The organism is Micromonospora sp. NPDC050276, assembly GCF_044459545.1.
Classification (GTDB): Bacteria; Actinomycetota; Actinomycetes; order Mycobacteriales; family Micromonosporaceae; genus Micromonospora.
This window is the reverse complement of the sequence record NZ_JBITJA010000010.1, coordinates 126,136-146,638: the sequence shown is the minus strand read 5'-3', so window position 1 is coordinate 146,638 and position 20,503 is coordinate 126,136. Positions and strand designations below refer to the sequence as shown.

At 71.8% G+C, this 20,503-nt stretch carries 17 protein-coding genes; 9 read left to right on the top strand and 8 right to left on the bottom strand.

Translation table 11 applies throughout. The features are described 5' to 3' along the window. Positions 1-325: 325 nt before the first annotated feature. Both ACIBF8_RS22810 and ACIBF8_RS22805 read left to right on the top strand, forming a co-directional pair. Complete coding sequence (locus tag ACIBF8_RS22810; protein ID WP_396785537.1) at positions 326-2,779, top strand: immune inhibitor A domain-containing protein; 2,454 nt, start codon at positions 326-328, stop codon at positions 2,777-2,779. 166 nt (positions 2,780-2,945) lie between these two features. Then, complete coding sequence (locus ACIBF8_RS22805; protein ID WP_396785403.1) at positions 2,946-3,878, top strand: alpha/beta fold hydrolase; 933 nt, start codon at positions 2,946-2,948, stop codon at positions 3,876-3,878. A gap of 4 nt (positions 3,879-3,882) precedes the next feature. Here the strand turns inward: ACIBF8_RS22805 and ACIBF8_RS22800 are convergent, their stop codons facing one another. Continuing rightward, positions 3,883-4,248: a hypothetical protein gene (locus ACIBF8_RS22800; protein WP_358001501.1), complete on the bottom strand. Its 366-nt coding sequence runs from the start codon at positions 4,246-4,248 to the stop codon at positions 3,883-3,885. Then, on the bottom strand, positions 4,245-7,043 hold the full coding sequence (locus ACIBF8_RS22795; RefSeq protein ID WP_396785402.1) for an SseB family protein: 2,799 nt from the start codon (positions 7,041-7,043) through the stop codon (positions 4,245-4,247). The genes ACIBF8_RS22800 and ACIBF8_RS22795 overlap by 4 nt, the downstream gene beginning before the upstream one ends. Before the next feature lie 152 nt (positions 7,044-7,195). Between ACIBF8_RS22795 and mycP the strand changes: the two genes are divergently transcribed. Then, positions 7,196-8,419: a type VII secretion-associated serine protease mycosin gene (mycP, locus tag ACIBF8_RS22790; RefSeq protein ID WP_396785401.1), complete on the top strand. Its 1,224-nt coding sequence runs from the start codon at positions 7,196-7,198 to the stop codon at positions 8,417-8,419. A gap of 85 nt (positions 8,420-8,504) precedes the next feature. Here mycP and ACIBF8_RS22785 read toward each other — a convergent pair whose 3' ends face one another. After that, the gene (locus ACIBF8_RS22785; RefSeq protein ID WP_030486284.1) at positions 8,505-8,798 is read right to left on the bottom strand and encodes a WXG100 family type VII secretion target; all 294 of its coding nucleotides are present in this window, start codon (positions 8,796-8,798) and stop codon (positions 8,505-8,507) included. 21 nt (positions 8,799-8,819) lie between these two features. Further along, positions 8,820-9,140 (bottom strand): WXG100 family type VII secretion target, encoded by a 321-nt coding sequence (locus tag ACIBF8_RS22780; RefSeq protein ID WP_203149468.1) that lies wholly within the window; start codon positions 9,138-9,140, stop codon positions 8,820-8,822. Between the two features lie 287 nt (positions 9,141-9,427). Here ACIBF8_RS22780 and eccE point away from each other — a divergent pair, with 287 nt between their 5' ends. The 4 genes from eccE (at position 9,428) to rarD (ending at position 13,376) form a co-directional block, all read left to right on the top strand. Then, positions 9,428-11,380 carry a type VII secretion protein EccE gene (gene eccE, locus ACIBF8_RS22775; RefSeq protein WP_396785400.1) on the top strand — a complete coding sequence of 651 codons (1,953 nt, stop codon included), beginning with the start codon at positions 9,428-9,430 and terminating at the stop codon, positions 11,378-11,380. A 60-nt stretch (positions 11,381-11,440) separates the two neighbouring features. After that, positions 11,441-11,827, top strand: coding sequence for a phage holin family protein (locus tag ACIBF8_RS22770; RefSeq protein ID WP_124778570.1), 387 nt, complete (start codon positions 11,441-11,443; stop codon positions 11,825-11,827). Between the two features lie 122 nt (positions 11,828-11,949). After that, positions 11,950-12,447: a GNAT family N-acetyltransferase gene (locus ACIBF8_RS22765; protein ID WP_396785399.1), complete on the top strand. Its 498-nt coding sequence runs from the start codon at positions 11,950-11,952 to the stop codon at positions 12,445-12,447. After that, entirely contained in the window at positions 12,444-13,376 is a 933-nt protein-coding gene (rarD, locus tag ACIBF8_RS22760) for an EamA family transporter RarD (RefSeq protein WP_396785396.1), read from the top strand. Before ACIBF8_RS22765 ends, rarD begins: the two co-directional genes overlap by 4 nt. Before the next feature lie 142 nt (positions 13,377-13,518). Here the strand turns inward: rarD and ACIBF8_RS22755 are convergent, their stop codons facing one another. Together ACIBF8_RS22755 and ACIBF8_RS22750 are read right to left on the bottom strand one after the other, a co-directional pair. Then, complete coding sequence (locus ACIBF8_RS22755; protein WP_396785394.1) at positions 13,519-14,238, bottom strand: anti-sigma factor family protein; 720 nt, start codon at positions 14,236-14,238, stop codon at positions 13,519-13,521. Beyond that, entirely contained in the window at positions 14,235-14,750 is a 516-nt protein-coding gene (locus tag ACIBF8_RS22750; protein ID WP_396785535.1) for a sigma-70 family RNA polymerase sigma factor, read from the bottom strand. The genes ACIBF8_RS22755 and ACIBF8_RS22750 overlap by 4 nt, the downstream gene beginning before the upstream one ends. 227 nt (positions 14,751-14,977) lie before the next feature. Between ACIBF8_RS22750 and ACIBF8_RS22745 the strand changes: the two genes are divergently transcribed. Further along, complete coding sequence (locus ACIBF8_RS22745) at positions 14,978-17,104, top strand: PhoX family protein (protein ID WP_396785392.1); 2,127 nt, start codon at positions 14,978-14,980, stop codon at positions 17,102-17,104. A gap of 102 nt (positions 17,105-17,206) precedes the next feature. Here the strand turns inward: ACIBF8_RS22745 and ACIBF8_RS22740 are convergent, their stop codons facing one another. Next, positions 17,207-17,989, bottom strand: coding sequence for an IclR family transcriptional regulator (locus ACIBF8_RS22740; RefSeq protein WP_396785390.1), 783 nt, complete (start codon positions 17,987-17,989; stop codon positions 17,207-17,209). Positions 17,990-18,143: 154 nt separating this feature from the next. On the opposite strand from ACIBF8_RS22740, the gene ACIBF8_RS22735 reads away from it, so the two are divergent. Next, positions 18,144-19,373, top strand: a complete 1,230-nt coding sequence (locus ACIBF8_RS22735) for an MFS transporter (RefSeq protein ID WP_396785388.1) — start codon at positions 18,144-18,146, stop codon at positions 19,371-19,373. Here the strand turns inward: ACIBF8_RS22735 and ACIBF8_RS22730 are convergent. After that, entirely contained in the window at positions 19,349-20,434 is a 1,086-nt protein-coding gene (locus ACIBF8_RS22730) for a polyprenyl synthetase family protein (RefSeq protein ID WP_396785386.1), read from the bottom strand. The two genes, ACIBF8_RS22735 and ACIBF8_RS22730, sit on opposite strands and share 25 nt — an antisense overlap. Positions 20,435-20,503: the final 69 nt, after the last annotated feature.

Sequence of the window (20,503 nt, the reverse complement as noted above, 5' to 3'; positions counted from 1 at the left end):
CAGATCAACAACTGAGGTGGGGCCGGTGGCGGAGACGCCACCGGCCCCACTGCCGTAGGTCGATCCAATTGGTCGACACCTGTCGTTACAAACCCCGCGCCCCACCCGTCGACGCTGGCCAGCGTCGCTGATGAAGCGCAGGTGTGTGACGGTGAAAAGCATTCCCAACAAAATCTTGCAACAAATCGACGCATTCATCTTCCCACCCGTCCCGGCAGTGTCTATGTTCACCATTGGTCCCACTAGTGGGATCGATCTCCCACCGGCCCGTACCCCCGTTGGGCCGGTTCCCCCACACCGGAGGTACCACGTGCGCAAAGTCGCAGTGGGTCTGCTCGGGCTCTCACTGACGGCGACAGGCCTGGCTTTCGGCCCGTCCGCCTCGGCGGCGCCTCAGCCCAAACTGCCGGCAGCAGCACCGGCCGCTGCCGAACCACAGGCACTGAAGGATGAGCTCCCCGACAAGCTCGAGGACAAGCGCCGTGCAATGCGCGAGCAGGGGCTCAGCGACGTGCTGAGTGGGCGTAGCAAGCCGATCGAGCGCAACGGAAGCACGGTTGTCAAGGTTGGCGAGGTCGGCAAGGCAGGCGGAGCAGGCGCTAACGCCCGCGCCGCCGCCGGCGCGACCAAGACCAAGGATCAGTACGTCGAGCTCAAGCGTGAGCGGACCGACAAGATCTTCGTGATCCTGGCCGAGTTCGGTGACGAGCGGCACCCGTCCTACCCGGACAAGGACCTGAACCCGGACATCGCCGGGCCGGCGACGTTCGAGGGGCCGCTGCACAACAAGATCCCCGAGCCCAACCGGGCCGTGGACAACTCCACCATCTGGCAGCCGGACTTCAGCCCGGAGCACTTCCGCCAGCTGTACTTCGGCACCAACCCGGGCGACGAGTCGCTCAAGCAGTACTACGAGGCGCAGTCGTCGGGTCGCTACACCGTCGACGGTGAGGTGACCGACTGGGTCAAGGTCCGGTACAACGAGGCCCGCTACGGTCGCTCCGACGACCCGATCCCGGACCCGGAGCCCGGCCAGGAGCCGGACCCGCAGGATGACCGGGCCGTCTGCGCGGACAGCGTCTGCCCGAACACCTGGAATTTGATCGCCGACGCCGCCAACCAGTGGGTCGCCGACCAGAAGGCCAAGGGCCGGACGGACGCGCAGATCGCCGCCGAGATGAAGTCCTTCGACCAGTGGGACCGCTTCGACTACGACGGTGACGGCGACTTCAACGAGTCGGACGGTTACATCGACCACTTCCAGATCGTCCACTCCGGCGGCGACCAGGCCGACGGTGACCCGCAGCAGGGTGAGGACGCCATCTGGAGCCACCGCTGGTCGGCGTTCAACAGCTCGCCCGTCGGCCCGCCGAACTTCCCGATCGGCGGCACCCAGATCGGCAACACCGGCGTCTGGATCCGCGACTACACGATCCAGCCGGAAAACGGCGGCCGCAGCGTCTTCTACCACGAGTACGGCCACGACCTGGGCCTGCCGGACGACTACGGACCGGCGGACAACAACAACGAGCACTGGACCCTGATGGCCCAGAGCCGGCTCGGCGCGAAGAACGACGTCGGCATCGGCGACCGGGGCGGTGACCTCGGCGCGTGGAACAAGCTCCAGCTCGGTTGGCTCGACTACGAGGTGGTCGTGGCGGGGCAGAAGCGCTCCCTGGAGCTCGGCCCGCAGGAGTACAACTCCGACAAGGCGCAGGCCGCGGTGGTCGTGTTGCCCCAGCGGGAATATACGTTCAACTACGGCGCGCCGTTCGAGGGCTCGAAGCAGTACTTCTCCGGTAACGAGGACGATCTCGACAGCAAGATGACGAGGACGTTCGACCTCACCGGTAAGTCCTCGGCGGCACTGTCGCTCAAGGGCAAGTACAGCATCGAGGCCGGATACGACTACCTCTACTTCGAGGCGTCCACGGACGGCGGCAAGACCTGGACCGACCTGGATGGCACGGTCAACGGCACGCCGATCGGTGTCGACGGCGCGGGGCGTCCGGCCCTCGCCGGCACCAGCAAGGGTTCCTGGGCGGACATCAACATTCCGCTGACCTCGGTTGCCGGGAAGGTGGCGCAGGTCCGCCTGCACTACGTCACCGACGGTGGGGTCTCCGAGGGCGGCTTCTTCGGTGACGCGATCACCGTGACCGCCGACGGCCAGACCGTGTTCAGCGACGGCGCCGAGACCGACGCCGGCTGGGTTCTGGACAAGTTCCAGGTGGTCGGGGCGACCTACACCCGGCTGTTCGACAACTACTACATCGCCGGCAACCGGTCGTACGTCTCGTACGACAAGTACCTGAAGACCGGCCCGTACTTCTTCGGCTACGCGAACACCCGCCCGGACTGGGTGGACCACTACGCGTACCAGGAGGGCCTGCTCATCTCGTACTGGAACACCCGCTGGTCGGACAACAACACCGCCCCGGCGTCGGAGTCCAACCCGGGTGGTCACCCGGGTGAGGGTCGCAACCTGTACATCGACGCGCACCCGCGCCCGATCTACAACCTCACCGGGGCTCCGTGGCGGGCCCGCATCCAGGTGTACGACGCACCGTTCAGCCTGAAGAAGGCCGACTCGTTCACCCTGCACCTCAACAGCCAGCCGCAGTACATCCGTGGCCAGGCCGCTGAGCCGCTGTTCGACGACACCCAGAAGTACTTCTACGAGGAGCTGCCGAACCACGGCGTCAAGCTCCCCGCGACCGGTGTCAAGATCAGGGTTCTGGAGCAGGACGGCACCTCGATGAAGATCCGGATCAGCTGACCACTGATCCCGCACCAACCAGCGACGCCCGGGCAGGTCATCTGCCCGGGCGTCGCCCTTTGTCGCGCCAGCTCCCCTGGTCCCGGTCCGGGGCAACCCGGGGCTTTCCCCTGTTCAACACGACCACCGGGGTCATCGGCGGCCACCGGGTCCTAGGCTGTCTGCCATGACCGACCAGCGCGGCGGAGCCGTCGACGAGTCCTGTGTCCTCACCGAGGGGCCGTGGACGCACCGTTTCGTCGGCGCCAACGGCAGCCGGTTCCACGTGGTCGAGGCCGGCACCGGGCCGATGGTGCTCTTCCTGCACGGCTTCCCCGAGCACTGGTGGGCCTGGCACCAGATGTTGCCGGCGGTCGCCGACGCCGGCTTCCGGGCGGTCGCCGTCGACCTGCGCGGTTACGGCGCCAGCGACAAACCACCCCGGGGGTACGACGGCTACACCCTCGCCGCCGACATCGCCGGGTTGATCCGCGCACTTGGGGAACGATCAGCGACCATCGTCGGCAGCGGCCTCGGCGGCATGGTGGCCTGGACGGTGGCCTCGTTCCACCCATCCCTGGTACGCCGACTCGTGGTGCTGGGGGCACCGCACCCGCTGCGACTGCGCGCCGCCATCTTCGCCGACCCGCGCGGGCAGTTCACCGCCTCCACTCCGGCGTTGAAGTTCCAACTACCCCGGTACGAGCACGTGCTGACCCGCGGCGGCGCGGCGGCTGTCGGCGAGATCATGCGCCACTGGGGCGGCCCACAGTGGGTGGCCGGGCCGGACTTCGAGGCGTACGCCGAGCGGTGCCGGGAAGCGATGTGCATCCCGCAGGCGGCCTTCTGCGCGCTGGAGGGTTACCGCTGGGCGTTCCGGTCGCTGTTGCGGCTGCACGGCTACCGGTTCGTCCGCCTGATGCAGAAGCCGCTGGCCACCCCGACCCTGCAGCTGCACGGCGCCCTGGACACCGCCTCCCTGCCGCGGACCGCCCTGGGCTCCGGCCGGTACGTCGTCGCCCCGTACGAGTGGCGACTGCTCGACGGGGTGGGGCACTTCCCACATCTGGAGGCACCGGAGCTGGTGCTCGGCGAAATCCTGCGGTGGGCGAAGACCTGACCGGTCAGACCCGCTGCTCCCGCAGATCGGTGACCTCGGCGGCCGGCGCCCAACCCTGGTAGACACCGAAGTCGAAGACCTCCAGCCGCATCGCCTCGGCCACCGGCCACCGCCCACCGGTGTATTCCACCCGCAGCCAGGCGTCGTGCTCGCCGAGCACGATGAACGGCTGCCCCTGCCAGGTGCAGGTCGTCCGCACGTACGCCAGATCCTCGATCTCGGTCGCCGGCAGCACCCGGACGTAACGGCCCGCGCGGACCTCCTCGAAGCCCTCGCCCGGCTCGGGCTGGTAGAGGCGGATGTTGTCGCCGTCCGGGCTGGCCTGGTATTCCCGGCCCTGCCAACGGGCCACGTAACCGTCGCGCATCACGCCTCACCGACCCGTCGCCAGACGACCTCATCGGTGTCCAGTTCCGCGACCACCCGCTCGGTGCCGTCCGCGCCGATCCGCCAGAGTTGGGCGCCGTGCGGCAGGCGGGCGCTGTCCACTTTGAACTCGGCCACCACGTCGCTGCTCTCGCCCGGGGCGAAGCCGTTGCCCCGGAACGGCGGGCGTTCGATGACCCAGCCCTCCATGGCGCGCATCGCCGGCTCGTTCTGACCGCCGTACGGGATCCGATAGAGGCTCGGCCGGTGCGCCGGCCAGCGCAGCACGTAGATCTCCTCGGCGTCGGGGGCGAACGGTGAGCCGGGGTAGCTGAGGCCGAGCGCGTCGTGCAGCTGAGCCGGCGTGGTCAGGTGCGACAGCTCACCGGCCCGGTGCACGAACCCGGAAACCCGGTCGTACCCGCGATCCAGGTAGTACGCGAGCTGGCTGGGCGCGATCGCCTTCTGCATGACCGTCGGCCGGGTCGGGTCGACCGCCGCGGGAGCGTACCGGGGGCGGGCGGTGGGCTCCGCCACGGCCGGCGCCTCCTCCTGGTCCACCTCCAGGTCGTCCCCGAGCCCCACCTCGGCGGCCCAGTTGGCCAACGCGACGATCTGCTCGCCGGGCAACTTGGCACCGACCGGGGTGCCCGGGTTGACGGCGAAGGACCAGTCCTCGTCCGGCCAGCGTCGGATCAGCTGGGCGAACTTCACCCGAACCGTGTCGACGTCGCCTTCGACATGGTCGGCGAGGCGCTCCGGCGACGTGTAGACCACCACGTACGTCTCGCCGTCGAGCTGCCCCGTACGCCAGACGAAGCCGGGTTCACCCGGGCGGCTACCCCGCACCGACTCCGGTGCCGCCGGCAGCAGCACCCGGGCCAGCAGCAAAGTGGACAGGAACGTGTCGGTGCTGCCAGAGCTGGCGGCACCGAGCAGGTCCTCCTCGACCGTGTTGGCCGGCTCGAACTCGACCGGCGCCGGTTCGCCGGCCGGCGGGCGCTGTTCGTCGCCCGCGATCACGCTCCCGCCGCTGACCTCGCTGTCGGCCCGGTCCGCGCCGGTCCCGCCGAGCGACGAACCGCTGTCGACACGGTCGCCACCCACCGGGGCGTCGGCGCGAGTGTCGGCAGCCACCTCGCCCAGGCCAGCGTGGCCGGCCTCGGTGGGAGCCGTGGGGTGCGGGATCGACGGGCTCGGGGCGGGCTGAGCGGGGCTGAACGACGTGGGACCGGCAGGACTGGGGCTGAAGGACGACGGACCAAACAGGCCCGGACCTGAGGACGACGGGCCGAACGACGGCGGGGCGGCCTCGGCGGGGCTGGGCCGGCGCGCCGCGTCGACCGGCCCGCTGCTCTCGACCGGGTCGGTGAGATCGCGGGACTCGATGATGGTGCCCTCGATGACGATGGGCGTGAAGCCACGGCGGGGCGCGGGCGGACCGGAGACCGGTTCCGCGACGGACACCGGCAGCTCCTCCACCGGCCCGAACCGGCCCGGCCGGTCCTGGGGGATCGCCTGGGTCTCCTCCGCCGACGGGCCGGACCGCCCGGGCGCCCCGACCACCGGAGGCTCACTGGTCATCCGGAACGCACGGGTGGGCTCCTCGGCCAGCGGATTGTGCCGGCGCGGAGGCAGTGGCTGGGTGATTTCCTCGCCGGATGACGGCGCGCCTGCGCCACGGGGCGCACCAAGACCACCCGTCGGCCGACGCAGCGGCCGGGTGGCTTCGGGATCGGCCATCGGAAAGGCGCGCGTCGCAGTCTCGTCGGCCGGTGCGTCGGCCGGGCGACGCCGAGGGAACGGCTGGCTGCCTCGCCCGAACCGGGTCGGCGGGGCCGCGCGATCACCGGAGCGCCCCCCGCTCGCGGCCGGGTCGGACGCCCGGTCACGGGCGGGGCTGGGGTCGAAGAAGGAGCGCCGAGGGGCCGCCTGGGGACCGGCGTTGCCGTTGCCGGCGGCGGGGGCGTCGACGTCGCCGGGTCGGCTCGGTGCCGGCCAGCCCGCGCTCGGCCCTGGCGGATCGGTGGCAGGGCCGGTGGACCCTAACGGAGTGAACCGGGACGGCCGGCCGGTGCGGGGCAGGGCGTCGGTGCCCGACGCCGGCCGAGGCGGCTCGGTCGGGTGCCGTTGGCCGGCGGCGGGCAGGCTCTCCTCGCCGGATCGGCGCGACGGCTCACCGGGGACGGATGGCCGCGGTGCCGGGCCCGTGGGGACACCCACCCGGGGCAGCCCACCGCGGGTGGGCCGCCCGGGTGCGAGCGGAGCGTTCTCGGGCCCAGACGGGGCCGCTCCCGTGGCCGGGGGCGATCCAGCGGCCGGCGCGGCGTCCCGGTGTGGCATGCCCGGCCGGGTACGGGCCAACGTCTCAACCCGCTCCAGCCGCGCCCGGGCGCCCATGGCACGGCCCGGCAGCCGCACGTCACCTCGGGACAGCTGAGACACGAACCAGGCCGGCAGGTAACCCTCGACCGGCAGACCCGGGTTGACGGCGAGCCACCACTCGTGGTCGGGCCAACTGGCCGCGAGATCGGCGAACGGGATGCGTCGGTTGCTGCCGGCGTGGTCGCCGAGGCAGGCGCGCAGCGAGGCGGCGGAGGTGAAGGCCAGGACGTGGGTCCGGCCGCCGGTGGTCCAGGTGCCCCATCCGGCGGGTGGCTGGCCGGGCTGCGTCGGCGCGGAGACCGGCAACAACACATCGGTGCGGGACAGGAGCCGGAAGTAGAGCTCCTGGTCGTTGGCGCGTAGCGCGTCGCGCATCGCCACCTCGGCCTCCGTGGCCGGCTCCCATTCGGTCACGGCCACCTCCCCTTCCGAGAACAGGCCACAGGTATCGCGTACAACCTACAAGGTGGTACCAAGATCACAATGGCTGGCCGGCGGCGGTCTGTCGGGGCCCGGACGAGGCGATAACATCGCGTCCCGGAGCCGACACGATACGGAGGGTGTCGATGTCCCGATCGATCACGCGCCCGGTCCTCGCGGGTCTGGCCGTCAGCCTGTTGACCGTACCGGCCCTGCCGACCGACGCCGCCACCGCCGGGCTCCGGGCGGCACCAGCCTGCGCGACCCCACTCGCCCCCGTCCGGCCGGTCGCGGCCGAGCCCTGGCCACAGCGGCGGTACGACCCCGCACGGCTCGCGCCCCTGGCCACCGGCCTCGGGGTGACTGTCGCGGTGGTCGACTCCGGGGTCGACCGGGTGCATCCGCAGCTGGCTGGACGGGTGCTGGCCGGCACGGACCTGCTCGACCTCGGCGGGGACGGTGGTCGGGACTGCGCCGGACACGGCACCGGTGTGGCGAGCATCATCGCGGCGGCGCCCCGCCGCGACGTCGCCTTCCGTGGCCTCGCGCCGGGCGCCCGGATCCTGCCGGTGCGGGTGAGTGAGCAGCAGGTGGTGCAGGGGCGGGAGTCGGGGCGTACGGTCAGCGCCGCCGAGTTCGCCCGGGCCATCCGGTGGGCCGTCGACCACGACGCCGACGTGGTGAACCTGTCGGTGGTGTTGTACGCCGACGACCCGGAAGTCCGTTCCGCCGTGCGGTACGCGGTCGACCGGGACGTGGTGCTGGTGGCCGCCGCCGGCAACCTGCACGACAGCGGCGACCCCCGACCGTTCCCCGCCGGTTACGACGGCGTGCTCGGTGTGGGGGCGATCGGGGCGGACGGTGGGCGGGCGACCTTCTCGCAGACCGGCCCGTACGTCGACCTGGTCGCCCCGGGCAGCGAGGTGCTGACCGCCGCACCCGGTGCGGGCCATCATCGGGTCGAGGGCACCAGTTACGCGGCGCCCTTCGTGGCCGCCACCGCCGCGTTGCTGCGGGAGTACCGGCCCGAGCTGACCGCCGCCCAGGTGGCGGAACGGATCATCGCCACCGCCGATCCGGCTCCGGGCTCGGGCCACGGCGGCGGGTACGGCGCCGGCGTGCTGAACCCCTATCGGGCGGTCACCGAGACCAGCGGCGGCCGTGCCGGCGGTTCGCAGCCGGCCGCCGCGCTCGCCGACGACCGGGCCGACCCGGCGCAGCTCGCCCGCCAGGCCCGCCGGGACACCGCGCGGAACCGAGCCCTGCTCGTCGGTGCGGTGGTCGGCATGACGGCGGTCACCCTCGTGCTGCTCGCCCTGGTGGTGCCCCGTGGTGCCCGCCGACGCTGGCGCCCGGCCGACCAGAGCTGACCTCGCCCGCCCATGGCACCGACCTCGGATCGGCTGCGGCCGGGGCGCTGACCCGGACACGGTCAGCGCTCCCGGCCCACATCGCTCACTGGAACAGCCCGGTGTTCTTCTTTTCGGTGTCCAGGTAGTCGGTGGCGGAGTCGTTCACCGCCAGCCTGATGTCACGCAGCATCCCCTGGAGGTCCTGCGAGGCCGAGCGCCACCGCGCCTGCCGCTGCTCGTAGGCCTGCCGGGCCTCGCCGGTCCAGCTCGCCACCAGCGGCGCGGCGTCCCGTTCGAGTTGGCCGAGTTGCGTGTCGAGGGTGTTCAACGCCTTTTGAATGTCCGCGCCGGCCTGTTGCAGCGCGGCGAAGTTGACGACCAGCACACCATGGTCCATCGGATTCCCTCCCCAGCGGGATCAGAGCGGCAGCTGGATGCCGCCGCGGTTGGTGCCGGCCACCCGGCTGGCCGCCTCGTCGTCGGACACGTCGTACTGCCGACCGGCGGTGCGGATCGCACCGGCGGTCTCCCGCAGCGCCCGGTGCAGCGCCGCCTGGTCCTGTGACCACTGCTGCTTGACCTGCTCGAACGACCGGCCACCGGCGCCACGCCAGGCTTGCTGCAACACCTCCAGCTCGGCCAGCAGGCCGGTCAGCATGGACTGCAACGACTGGTCCACCTGCTCGAACTTCGCGGCGGTCTGTTGCATCACCGCGGCTTCCGCCTTGGTCTGAGACACCCGAACGTCACCTCGTCTCTCCGATCGCACCTGGCTGTCGACGCGCCCACCCCGGGTGGACGCGTCGTCGCTTGGCCCGTCGTCCAGCACTGAGACACGGGTCAGCGAAGGACTTCGTGGCTGACGGTAGCGACCTCGTAGCGGTTCTGCTACCCCGCGCGGTTCTCCTGTGGACAACCGAGGCAGCCATCGGTCGCTTACGATGTGCCGCAGCCACGTCGCGGCGTGTGACGGGCCGTCGGAGGACGGCCGGCCGCCCGACAGGTCCCACTGGTCAAGGAGGCACGGTGCCGGCGATCACCACCGGAGGTCCGCATCCGGCGACCCCGGTCGGGTCCGGGGCAGGTGCCCCACGGGCGATCGGGCCGGGCCGACCCACCGAGCGCGTCCTCGGGCCGGGCGATCAGCGCACCCCTCACCCCCAGCCGTCCGTGCACCACTGGCTCGCACTCGCCCGGCGCGCGGGCGCCGGAGTGCGAGCCGGTCAACTCGTCGCCGCCCAGGTCGCGGCGGCACTCGTCCTCGTCGCCCTCGGCCGACCCGCGCCGGTCGTCGTCGCGGCCGTACTGCTGGCGGTGCTGCTGGTGACGGTCGCCTGGGTGCCGGTTCGGGGCCGTTGGCTCTTCGCGTGGCTGGGCACCGCCATCGGGCACCTCACCCGCCGGCGGGCGCTGACCGGGCCGGCCGGAGCGGGAGAACTGCTCGACCTGGTCGCCCCGGGCACCGTCGTCCGCTCGACCGAGCTGACCGACGGGCCGGCGGCCGTGCTGGAGGACATCGGGGGGATGGTGGCGCTGCTGGAGCTCGGCGACCCTGGCGACCTGCTCGGCGACGGGTCCCAGGCGATTCCGGCACCGGCCGCGTTGCTGCCCCCGGCCGGGCCCGACATGCCCCCGCTGCTGGTTCAACTGCTGCTCGCCGGGGCACCGGCTCCGGTGCCGGGCGCGGGTGGCACCGTCGGCACGTCGTACCGGCAGCTCACCGACGGGCGGCTCGCCGGGCGGGAACGGGCGGTGGTGGCGGTCCGGGTGCTGCGGGTGGACGGCTGGTCCGAGGAGGACCTGCGCCGCGCACTCGCCGGGACGGTACGCCGGATCGTCCGTCGGCTCGGGTCGTTGACCGCACGGCCACTGGGGGTGCCCGCGGCGCTGCGCGTGCTGGGCGAGTTGGCCCACCACGACGGCGCGCCGATGAGGGAGTCCTGGCCGGCGATCCGGTCCGGCACCCTGTCGCAGGCCACCTTCCACCTGATCCGGTGGCCCGAGCCGGGCGGTGCGGCCGGACGTCGACTGGTGCCTCGGCTGCTCGCGCTGCCGGCGACCGCGACGACGGTGTCCCTGTCGACCGGCCCGACCGCGCTGTCGATGTCGTCGGGCCCGTCGGCGAGCACCGGCGTCACCGCAGTGCCGACCGAGCTGACCGTACGCCTGGCCGCCGGGACGGCGACCGAGTTGGCCACGGCCACCGAGGCGCTGATCCGCCTGGTGACCGACCTGGGCGGAAAGCTGCGGCGGCTCGACGGCGCCCACCTGGGCGGGCTGGCCGCCACGCTGCCGTTGGCGCTGACCGCGTCCGGCGCGCAGCCCCGGCCGGTGGCACCCGCCCCGGCGGCGGACGACTGGGAGTTGTCCCTGGGCGACGCGGGATTGATGGTCGGCACCAATCGGCACGGCGGAGCCGTCACCGTACGACTGTTCCGGCCGGCGAGCACCCGGGTGCTGCTGGTCGGCGGCGTCCGCGCGGCCCAACTGGTGGCCCTGCGCGCCCTGGCACTCGGCGCCCTGGTGGTGGTGCAGACCGCGCGGCCGCGCGCCTGGGAACCGTTCGTTCGGGGGGTCGGCGCGCCGGGCGGCACGATCCCGTTGCTCCCACCCGGTCGGCCGGTAGCTGACGGGGTGGGCACCGCGCTGCGTCCGTTGCTGCTGATCGTGGACGCCGGGCCGGTGGCGGCCGACGCCGCGCCGGGGCCGCCGTGGCGGGCGACTCTGGTGGTCCGGGACGAGCTGACCCCCGCCGACGTGGACGCGTTGAGCCGGGCCGACCTGGCGTTGCTCCAGCCGCTGAAGGCCGCCGAGGCCACGTTGGCCGGAGCCGCGCTGGGTCTGGGCGGCTCGGCCGAGTGGCTGACCCGGATCCGCGACGACATGGTGGCCGTGGTCAACCGGCGGGCGCTGCGCTGGGCACTGCTCTCCCCCACCCCGATCGAGGCGCAACTGATCGGGTCGCCGGCCCGCGGCTGATCCACCACGATGGTCAGCTGCGGGTTACGCCGGTGGGCGGTCCGTGGCACGATCCCCGCCATGGGTTTTCTGAAAGGTCTGCTGATTCGGCTGGCCAGCACAGCTCTGGCTTTCTGGCTGGCCACACTCCTCATCCCGGGCATCACCCTGGATTCGAACTCCGCCACCGAGACGGTGACCACGCTGCTCCTGGTAGCGGTGATCTTCGGTGTGGTCAACGCGGTGCTCCAGCCGATCATCAAGACCGTCGGCTGTGGCTTCTATCTACTGACCCTGGGCCTCATCGCACTGGTGGTGAACGGACTGCTGTTCCTGCTCACCAGCTGGATCGCCGACCAGGCCGGGCTGCCGTTCTCGGTGGACGGTTTCTGGCCGGCGGCCGTGCTCGGTGCTCTCTTCGTGAGCATCGTGACCTGGATCCTCGGCGCCGTCCTCGACCGGGACTGACCGGCGAGCAGCCAGCACTGGACCCGGCCCGCCCGACGCTCCGACCTCGGTCGGGCGGGCCGATGACCAGATTCCGGGAATTGGCCGGCCGGGGTGCCCGTCTCGACGGTTAGCGTCGCGGCATGCTCTCGGTAACCCACAGCAACGGTCACCTACTCAGCAGCGATCCCGCGCGCATCGATCTGGACCTGGTGCACCACTGGTTGTCCACCGACGCGTACTGGGCGCTCGGACGAGACCCGGAGGTCACCGCACGGGCGTTCGCCGGCTCAGTGCCGTTCGGCATCTACCGGCCGGAGGACGGTCGCCAGGTGGCGGTGGCCCGGGTGGTCACGGACGGTGCCACCTTCGCCTGGCTCTGCGACGTGTACGTCGACCGCGCGGCCCGGGGTCGCGGGTTGGGCGGATGGTTGGTCACCGGGGTCCGCGACCACCTGGCCGAGCTGGGCGTACGCCGGATCCTGCTCTGCACCAACGACGCGCATGAGGTGTACGCGCGGGTGGGTTTCACGCCGCTGGACGTGCCGCAACGGTGGATGCAGCTCGATCGGCGCCCCCCGGTGACACCGATCACCGGAAAGGAACAAAGCGGCGGTACGCCCCTTACGGTAGACGCGTGACACCACTCCGCCTGGGATACCTCTACGGCCTCGGCGCGTACCTGCTCTGGGGTTTCTTTCCGCTCTACCTCAAGCTGCTGCGACCCGCCGGCCCGCTGGAGATCCTGGCTCACCGGATCGTCTGGTCGGTGGTCTTCGTGGCCCTGCTGCTGGCGGCGCTGCGCAACATCGGCTTCCTCCGTGCGCTGCTGCGCCGCCCCTGGGCGGTGGCCGGGATCGTCGCGGCCGCCGCGCTGATCGCGGTCAACTGGGGCACCTATATCTACGGGGTCAACTCCGACCGGGTGGTGGAGACCGCGCTGGGCTACTTCATCAACCCGCTGGTCGTGGTGCTGCTCGGGGTGACGGTGTTGCGGGAGCGGCTCCGGTCGGCGCAGTGGGTGGCGCTGGGCATCGGCGCGTCGGCGGTCGCGGTGCTCACCGTGGACTACGGCCGGCTGCCCTGGCTGGCGTTGACCCTGGCGTTCAGCTTCGCCGGGTACGGCCTGGTCAAGAAGCGGCTCGGACTGCCAGCCGCGGAGGGGCTCTTCGTCGAGTCGGCGGTGCTGGCCCTGCCGGCCCTGGGCTACCTCGGCTGGCTGACGGCGCGGGCCGACCTGACCTTCGGGCATGTCTCGGCCGGGCACACCGCGTTGCTGGTGCTGGCCGGCGCGGCCACGGCGATTCCGCTGCTGCTGTTCGCCGGGGCGGCCAACCGCCTGCCCCTGAGCAGCCTCGGCATGATCCAGTATCTGGCGCCGATCCTTCAGCTCGGCTGCGGTGTGCTGATCTTCCACGAGCCGATGCCCCCAGCCCGCCTGGCCGGCTTCGCGCTGGTCTGGCTCGCCCTGATCGTCTTCACCGCCGACGCGGTCCACACCTCCCGCCGCACCCGCCAGTCCCGCACCCCAACCCCAACCCCAACCCCAACCCCCGTCCCCACCCCCTGACACCCCACCCTTGTCCACCCCGCGTGCCCACCTGCCCCGGCGATCTTGCAGTTTCGACGGTCGATATGTCCTTCATGCCCCGTATGGAAGGACAGAAAGTGCAAGATCGCGGGGGACCCGGGTGCGGCAGAGGTGTGGTTGGTTAGGGGACGGCGTAGGTGAGGATGGGGGTGCCGTCGGCTTTTTGTAGCTCCACGCTGACCAGTTCGGCGTCGGTGAACCTGGTGGCACCGGTGAAACTGAGATCGTCACCGGGGGCCGCCAACCAGGAGCCGACCTGTTCGGTGCTGCCGTTCGGGCCGCGCGCCACCAGCCGGAACGGGTACGCCTTGCCGTAGCTCGTCCGCGCGTCGTACCCGCAGCGCATGGTCACCTCGGTGCCCCACTTGGTGCCGATGAGCCCGATCTCGGCGTGCACCGGCCCGGCGGCGGCCACCGGTCGCATGGCGACCATCGACACCTGCGGGGCCGGGGTGCCGCCCTGCGCACCGGGGGGCCGGGAGGGGCTGACCGGCCGGGGCAGCGCCACCGCGGTGCCCACCCCCACCAACAGCGCCAACCCGGCAGCGGCCAACGTGGTCAGCGCGTACCGTCGCCGGTCGGCGGCGCGGTCCCGACGGCGGCGACGCCGGGCCTCGTCGAGCAGCGCGGGCACCCGGGGCGGGGCCGGGGGCGGCAGGATCTGCTCCAACCCCGCCGGGTCGAGGCGCCCGAGCAGCCCGGGCAGGACGGCGATTTCGGCGACCGCCTCCCGACACGAGGCGCAGCCACCGAGGTGCCGCTCGTAGGCGGCCCGCTCGGCGGGGGCCAGGGCACCCAGCACGTACGCGCCGTCGTCGTACGCGAACTCGCACCGGGTCATCCCGTCACCCCCATTTCAGCCAGGACCAACCGTAGAGACCGCAGTGCGTAGTGGGTGCGCGATTTGACGGTCCCCGGTGGTACGCCGAGGCGGGACGCCGCCTCGGCCACCGAACGCCCCTGATAGAAGCACTCGACCAGCACTTCCCGGTGGGTCGGGCTGAGCCGGTTCAGCGCCTCGGCGACGGTCCACGCCTCCACCGCCCGTTCGGCCTCGTCGATCACCTCCGGCGGTTCGGGCAGATCGTCGGTGAACACCTCGCCGACCCGGGTGGAACGCCGCCGCCAGGCGTCGATGGCCAGGTTGCGGGCGGTGGTGAACAGCCAGGACCGCACCGAACCGCGGTTCGGGTCGAGCGCCTCCGGGTGTCGCCAGGCCCGCAGCAGCGTCTCCTGTACCAGGTCCTCGGCCCGCTGCCGGTCCCCGTTGACCAGCCGCAGGGCATGGGCGTACAGCGCTTCCGCGTGCTCGTCGTGCAGCGCGCGCAGCAGTTGGGCGTCATGGTCGCTGATGGCGGTCTCCTCGCTTCCGGCGCGCGTCCGGCGGTGCGTCCGCTCGGGAATACGTGCGGTCACGCCGATCGGTTCAGCCCGAGGTCAGACCGGTTGCATGGCGGTTGCCGCCCACGTAGGTGTTCATGCCCGGTTCACATCGTGGCCGACGAGCGCTCACCACGTCCTCCTAGCGTCCGGCTGGTACGCCGCCTGTCGTGCCACCGACTTCTCTGGAGGCTTCTCCCATGAGCGACCGTCCCCGGCTGCTCCCCCTGTTGAACGGCACCCGTCATGGCACCCGTGACGCCATGACCTGTCTATACCGCTGCGGCAACGCCTGTGACCACCCGGTCCCGAACACCTCCGACAACGCGTACTTCGGTGACGTGGTGAACGCGGAGGTCTCGCGGCGTGGCGTGGTCCGGGCCGGCGCGGTCGGCGCGTTGGTCCTCGGTTTCGGCGGCGCGGCGGCCGGTGCGCTCGCCGGCGCGGCCCCGGCCATGGCGGCCCCGAGCACCCCGGACGTCCCGGAGGCCTTCGGCTTCGGCCGTCCCAGCACCGGAGTCGGCAGTGGCGCGCTGACCTTCAAGCCGATCCCACCGAACAAGCTGGACACCCTGGTCGTGCCGAACGGCTACGACCACGCCGTGGTGATCAAGTGGGGTGACCCGGTGCTGCCGGGCGCGCCGGAGTTCAACCTGCACCACCAGACCGCCGCCGCGCAGTCCAAGCAGTTCGGTTACAACAATGACTTCGTGGGCGTCCTGCCGCTGGACAAGCAGGGCAAGCGGGCGCTGCTCGTGGTCAACCACGAATACACCAACGAGGACCTGATGTTCCCGGGCTTCCCCGGGCTGGACGGGCTCTCCGTCGAGCAGCTGCGCACCGCGATGGCCGCGCACGGCATGTCCGTGGTGGAGCTGGAGCGGGTCGCGGGCACCGGGCAGTGGAAGCCGGTCGACAAGGGTCCCCGGCCGTACAACCGGCGGGTCACCGCGCTGAGCACCAAGTTCGACCTGACCGGCCCGGCCGCCGGCTCGGCCTGGCTGAAGACCGCCGCCGACCCCAAGGGTCGTACGGTCGTCGGCACGTTGAACAACTGCGCCGGTGGGGTGACCCCGTGGGGCACGGTGCTCTCCGGCGAGGAGAACTTCAACCAGTACTTCGTCGGCGCCGACGCCGCTCCGGCCGAGCTGAAGCCGAAGCTGGACCGTTACGGCATCAGCACCGCCAGCCGTTACCCGAGTGGCAGCCGTAAGTGGGAGCGCGCGGACGAGCGCTTCGACCTGGCGAAGCACCCGAACGAGGCACACCGGTTCGGTTGGATCGTCGAGATCGACCCGTTCGACCCGGAGAGCCGCCCGCGCAAGCACACCGCGATGGGCCGGTTCAAGCACGAGGGCGCCAACGTGATCGTCGCGAAGGACGGCCACGTGGTCGCGTACATGGGCGACGACGAGCGGTTCGACTACCTGTACAAGTTCGTCTCGGACAAGAAGTTCATGAAGGGCAACTCCTGGGCTGCCCGCAAGCACAACCTGACCCTGCTGGAGTCGGGCACGCTCTACGTGGCGAAGCTCGAGCAGAGCAGCGCCGCCGAGATCGACGGCTCGGGCAAGCTCCCCACCGACGGCGCGTTCAACGGCCGGGGTCGCTGGATCAAGCTGGTCAGCGGAAACCGCTCGTTCGTCGACGGCATGACCGCCGCGGACGTGCTCACCTTCACCCGGCTCGCCGGTGACAAGGTCGGCGCGACCAAGATGGACCGCCCCGAGGACGTCGAGCCGAGCCTGCTCACCGGCAAGGTGTACGTGGCGCTGACCAACAACACCAACCGTGGCGTCGGCAGCAACCCCAAGGCGGACGAGGCGAACCCGCGCAACGCCAACAAGCACGGGCAGATCCTGGAACTGGTCGAGGACCGCAACGACAACACCTCGGAGACCTTCGCCTGGTCGCTGCCGATCGTCTGCGGCGACCCGACCGACCCGTCGACCTTCTTCGCCGGTTACGACAAGACCAAGGTTTCCCCGATCTCCTGCCCGGACAACGTCGCCTTCGACGCCACCGGCAACCTGTGGATCTCCACCGACGGCAACGCGTTGGGCAGCAACGACGGCCTCTTCGCCGTCGCCGTGGAGGGCCCGGAGCGGGGTCACCTCAAGCAGTTCCTGACGGTGCCGCTCGGCGCGGAGACCTGCGGCCCGTTCATCACCGGTGACAACCGCTCGGTCTTCGTCGCCGTACAGCACCCGGGCGAGATCACCGGCGCCTCGGTGGAGAACCCGGCCTCGACCTGGCCGGACGGCGACTACGCCAAGCCGGGCGTGGTGGTCACCTGGCGCCTCGACGGCGGCCCGGTCGGCAGCTGACTCCACACCCGCGGCCGAGAGGTCGCTGACGTTGTTCCGGCGGTCCGGCGCTGGACCGCCCCGAGAGGCCTTCTCCCAGCCTGGGAGAGGGCCTCTCGGCCGTCAGGTGTCGGCGGCGATGCCGTCGGCCACGTTGCGGGCCACGGTGAGCAGCTTGGCGCGTACCACCCGGGCGGAGGTCATCATCTCGCTGGCCGGCAACGCGCAGGCCAGCACGACGCGGCGTTCCATGTCCTTGTCCGGCGCGACGAGCACCGCGGCACAGGCCACCCCCTGCCGGAACTGCCCCATCTCCAACTGCATGCCGCGCCGGTCGCCGGCGGCCAGGTCGGCCTCGAAACTCTCGGTCGTGGTCAGCGTGGCGGTGGTGAACGGGCGCATGCCGTACTCGCGCAGATAGCGGTGGCGCTGGTCGACCGTGAGGGTCGCGAGCAACGATTTACCCAGGGCGGTCGCGTGCGCCCCCTCGTCGAAGCCGGGGACCAGGTCCTCCAGGTAGGGCGAGCGGTGCCCCTCGGCAACCGCCGTGAGGGCCACCTGTCCGCCGACGAACCGCCCGAGGTAGTGGCTGTAGCCGGTGTCCAGAGCGGCCCGCCGCAGCGTCTCACCGACCGCTGGCGGGCCCCGGAACGCCGTGACCAACTCCCGGTACCGGTCGGCCACCTCCAACCCCACGATGTACGTGCCGTCCTCGCGACGGATCACGTAGCCCTCGTAGGCGAGGGTGCGGACGAGGTGGTAGGTCGTGGCCACGGTCAGCTCACAGCGCCGGGCGATCTGCTTGACGGTCAGGCCCTTCGGGGCGCGACCGACCGACTCCAGCACCCGTAGCGCTCGGGACACGCTGCGAATCAGGTCCGAAGGTTCTGCCAAGGGGTCGCGCACAACCACCTCCGCCGCCGGGGACTTACACCATATGAAAAACAGGCCCGGTGCGAAATGCCTGTTCGGGTCGAGGATGCCAGATCACCATCCACAGCTTGTGCCCCGCCGATCACCAGGAGTGCTCTGAGCGGGACTCACGTAGGTTTGCCGGACGATGACCAACACCTCCATTACCCCGGAAACGCCCACCGCCCGACCCCACCCGGTCCGGGCGAGCGCCGGCGCGGTCGCCACCACCGTGGCCTGCGTGCTCCCCGTCTTCCTGCTCGGTGGCCTCGCCGTGCAGATGGGCACCGACCTCGGTTTCTCGCCGGCCGGTCTGGGCCTGGCCGTCTCCGTCTACTTCGGGATCAGTGCGCTGGCCTCGATGCCCTCCGGCCGCCTGGTCGAGCGGTACGGACCCGCCCTGGTCGCCCGCTGCGGCATCCTGCTGGCCGCCGGGTCGATGCTGGCCGTGGCCGCCTTCGCCCGGTCGTACCCGGTGCTGGTCGGTCTGCTGGCGCTCAGCGCCGCCGCGAACGCACTCGGCCAGTTGGCCAGCAACGCCGCGCTGGCCCAGCACGTACCGGCCCGGCGGCAGGGGTTGTCGTTCGGTGTCAAGCAGGCCGCCATCCCGGTCTCCACCCTGCTCGCCGGGGCGGCGGTGCCCACCATCGCGCTCACCGCCGGCTGGCGCTGGGCGTTCGTGGCCGCCGCCGTGGCCGCGCTGACGACACTGGCGGCCGTACCCCGGCAGTTGCCCGGCCTGGCGCGGCGGACCGGCGGCACACGCGCCGGGCGGGCGACGGCGGCGCTGGTGGTGCTCGGCGCGGCGGCGACGTTGGCCTCGGGCGCGGCCAACGCGCTAGGCACCTTCCTGGTGGACTCCGCCGCGGCCCGGGGCCTGTCACCCGGCCTCGCCGGGCTCACCCTCACCCTGGGCAGCGCGGTCTGCGTGGCGGCCCGGGTGGGCGCCGGCTGGTTGGCCGACCGGCGCGACACCGGTCACGTCGCCCTCATCGCCGCGATGCTGGTCGTCGGCGCGGTGGGGCTGGGCCTGCTCGCGGTGACCGGCTCGGTGCCGCTGGTGGTCGGCGTGGTCCTCGGCTTCGGCCTGGGCTGGGCCTGGCCCGGCCTGATGAACTTCGCGGTGGTCCGGCTCCACCCCCAGTCACCAGCCGCCGCCACCTCGATCACCCAGACCGGGGTGTACGCGGGCGGCTGTCTCGGCCCGCTGGGCCTGGGCCCGCTCGCCGCCCACCTCGGCTATCCGGCGATGTGGGCCGTCGCGGCCGTGGCGATGCTGCTCGCCGCCGCCCTCATGCTCGTCGGCAGCCGGCTGTTGACCCGCGTCGCCGCCACAGCGGGGCGGAGCGGGAATCAGCTGGTGCGGTCGGCGATGTAGTCGCAGAGCGACTCGAGCGCGCTGCGGGACGGGCCGTGCGGCAGCGGGGCGAGCTGCGCGCGGGCCTCCTCGGCGTAACTGCGCACGGTCTCCCGGGCCCGCTTGAGCGCCGGGCTCTCCCGGAGCAATCCCAACGCCTCGGCGTGCAGCGCGTCGTCGGTCAGTGGGCCGGTCGCCAGGATCTCCCGCAGACGCACCGACGACGCGTCGGAGTCGTCCGCCTCGCGGGCGTAGAGCACCGGCAGGGTCGGGACACCCTCGCGCAGATCCGTGCCGGGGGTCTTACCCGACTGCACCGACTCGGAGGCGATGTCCAACAGGTCGTCGGAGAGTTGGAACGCCACGCCGATCGTCTCGCCGTATCCGGCGAGCGCCTCCACGTGCGCGGGGGCGGCGCCACTGAACATGCCGCCGAACCGGGCCGACGTGGCGATCAGCGAGCCGGTCTTCTCGGCGATGACGTGCAGGTAGTGAGCGACCGGATCGTCGTCGGCGCGCGGCCCCACGGTCTCCGCGATCTGGCCGTGCACCAGCCGGGCGAAGGTACGCGCCTGCAACCGGACCGCCTCGGTGCCCAGATCGGCGGCGATGTCCGCCGCGCGGGCGAAGAGGTAGTCGCCGACCAGGATGGCGACCGAGTTGGTCCATCGGGAGTTCGCGCTTGGCGCACCCCGGCGGACGGCGGCCTCGTCCATCACGTCGTCGTGGTAGAGGGTGGCGAGGTGCGTGAGCTCCATCACCACGGCAGCCGGAACCACCTGCGCCGCGGTGGGATCGCCGAACTGGGCGCCGAGCGCCACCAGCAGCGGCCGGAAACGCTTCCCGCCGGCCTCGACGAGGTGCCGGGCAGCCTCGGTGACGAAGGGATCGGCGCTGGACGCACTGGCCCGCAACTCGACCTCGACCGTGTCCAGCAGACCCAGCACGGACGCCTCGATGCGGGGATCGGCGAGGTTGAGGCCGATCGCGCCGAACTGACTCGTGCTCGCCCGACCCCGCCGACCGCCGGAGCCGGAGGCACCTGAACGCTCGCCCGCCGGATTCACCACGCTATCAACCATGCCACACCCGTTCGACCTGCTCCGGGCCGGGGATACGCACCGGGGGCCGGCACGTGAACACGCGCCGAC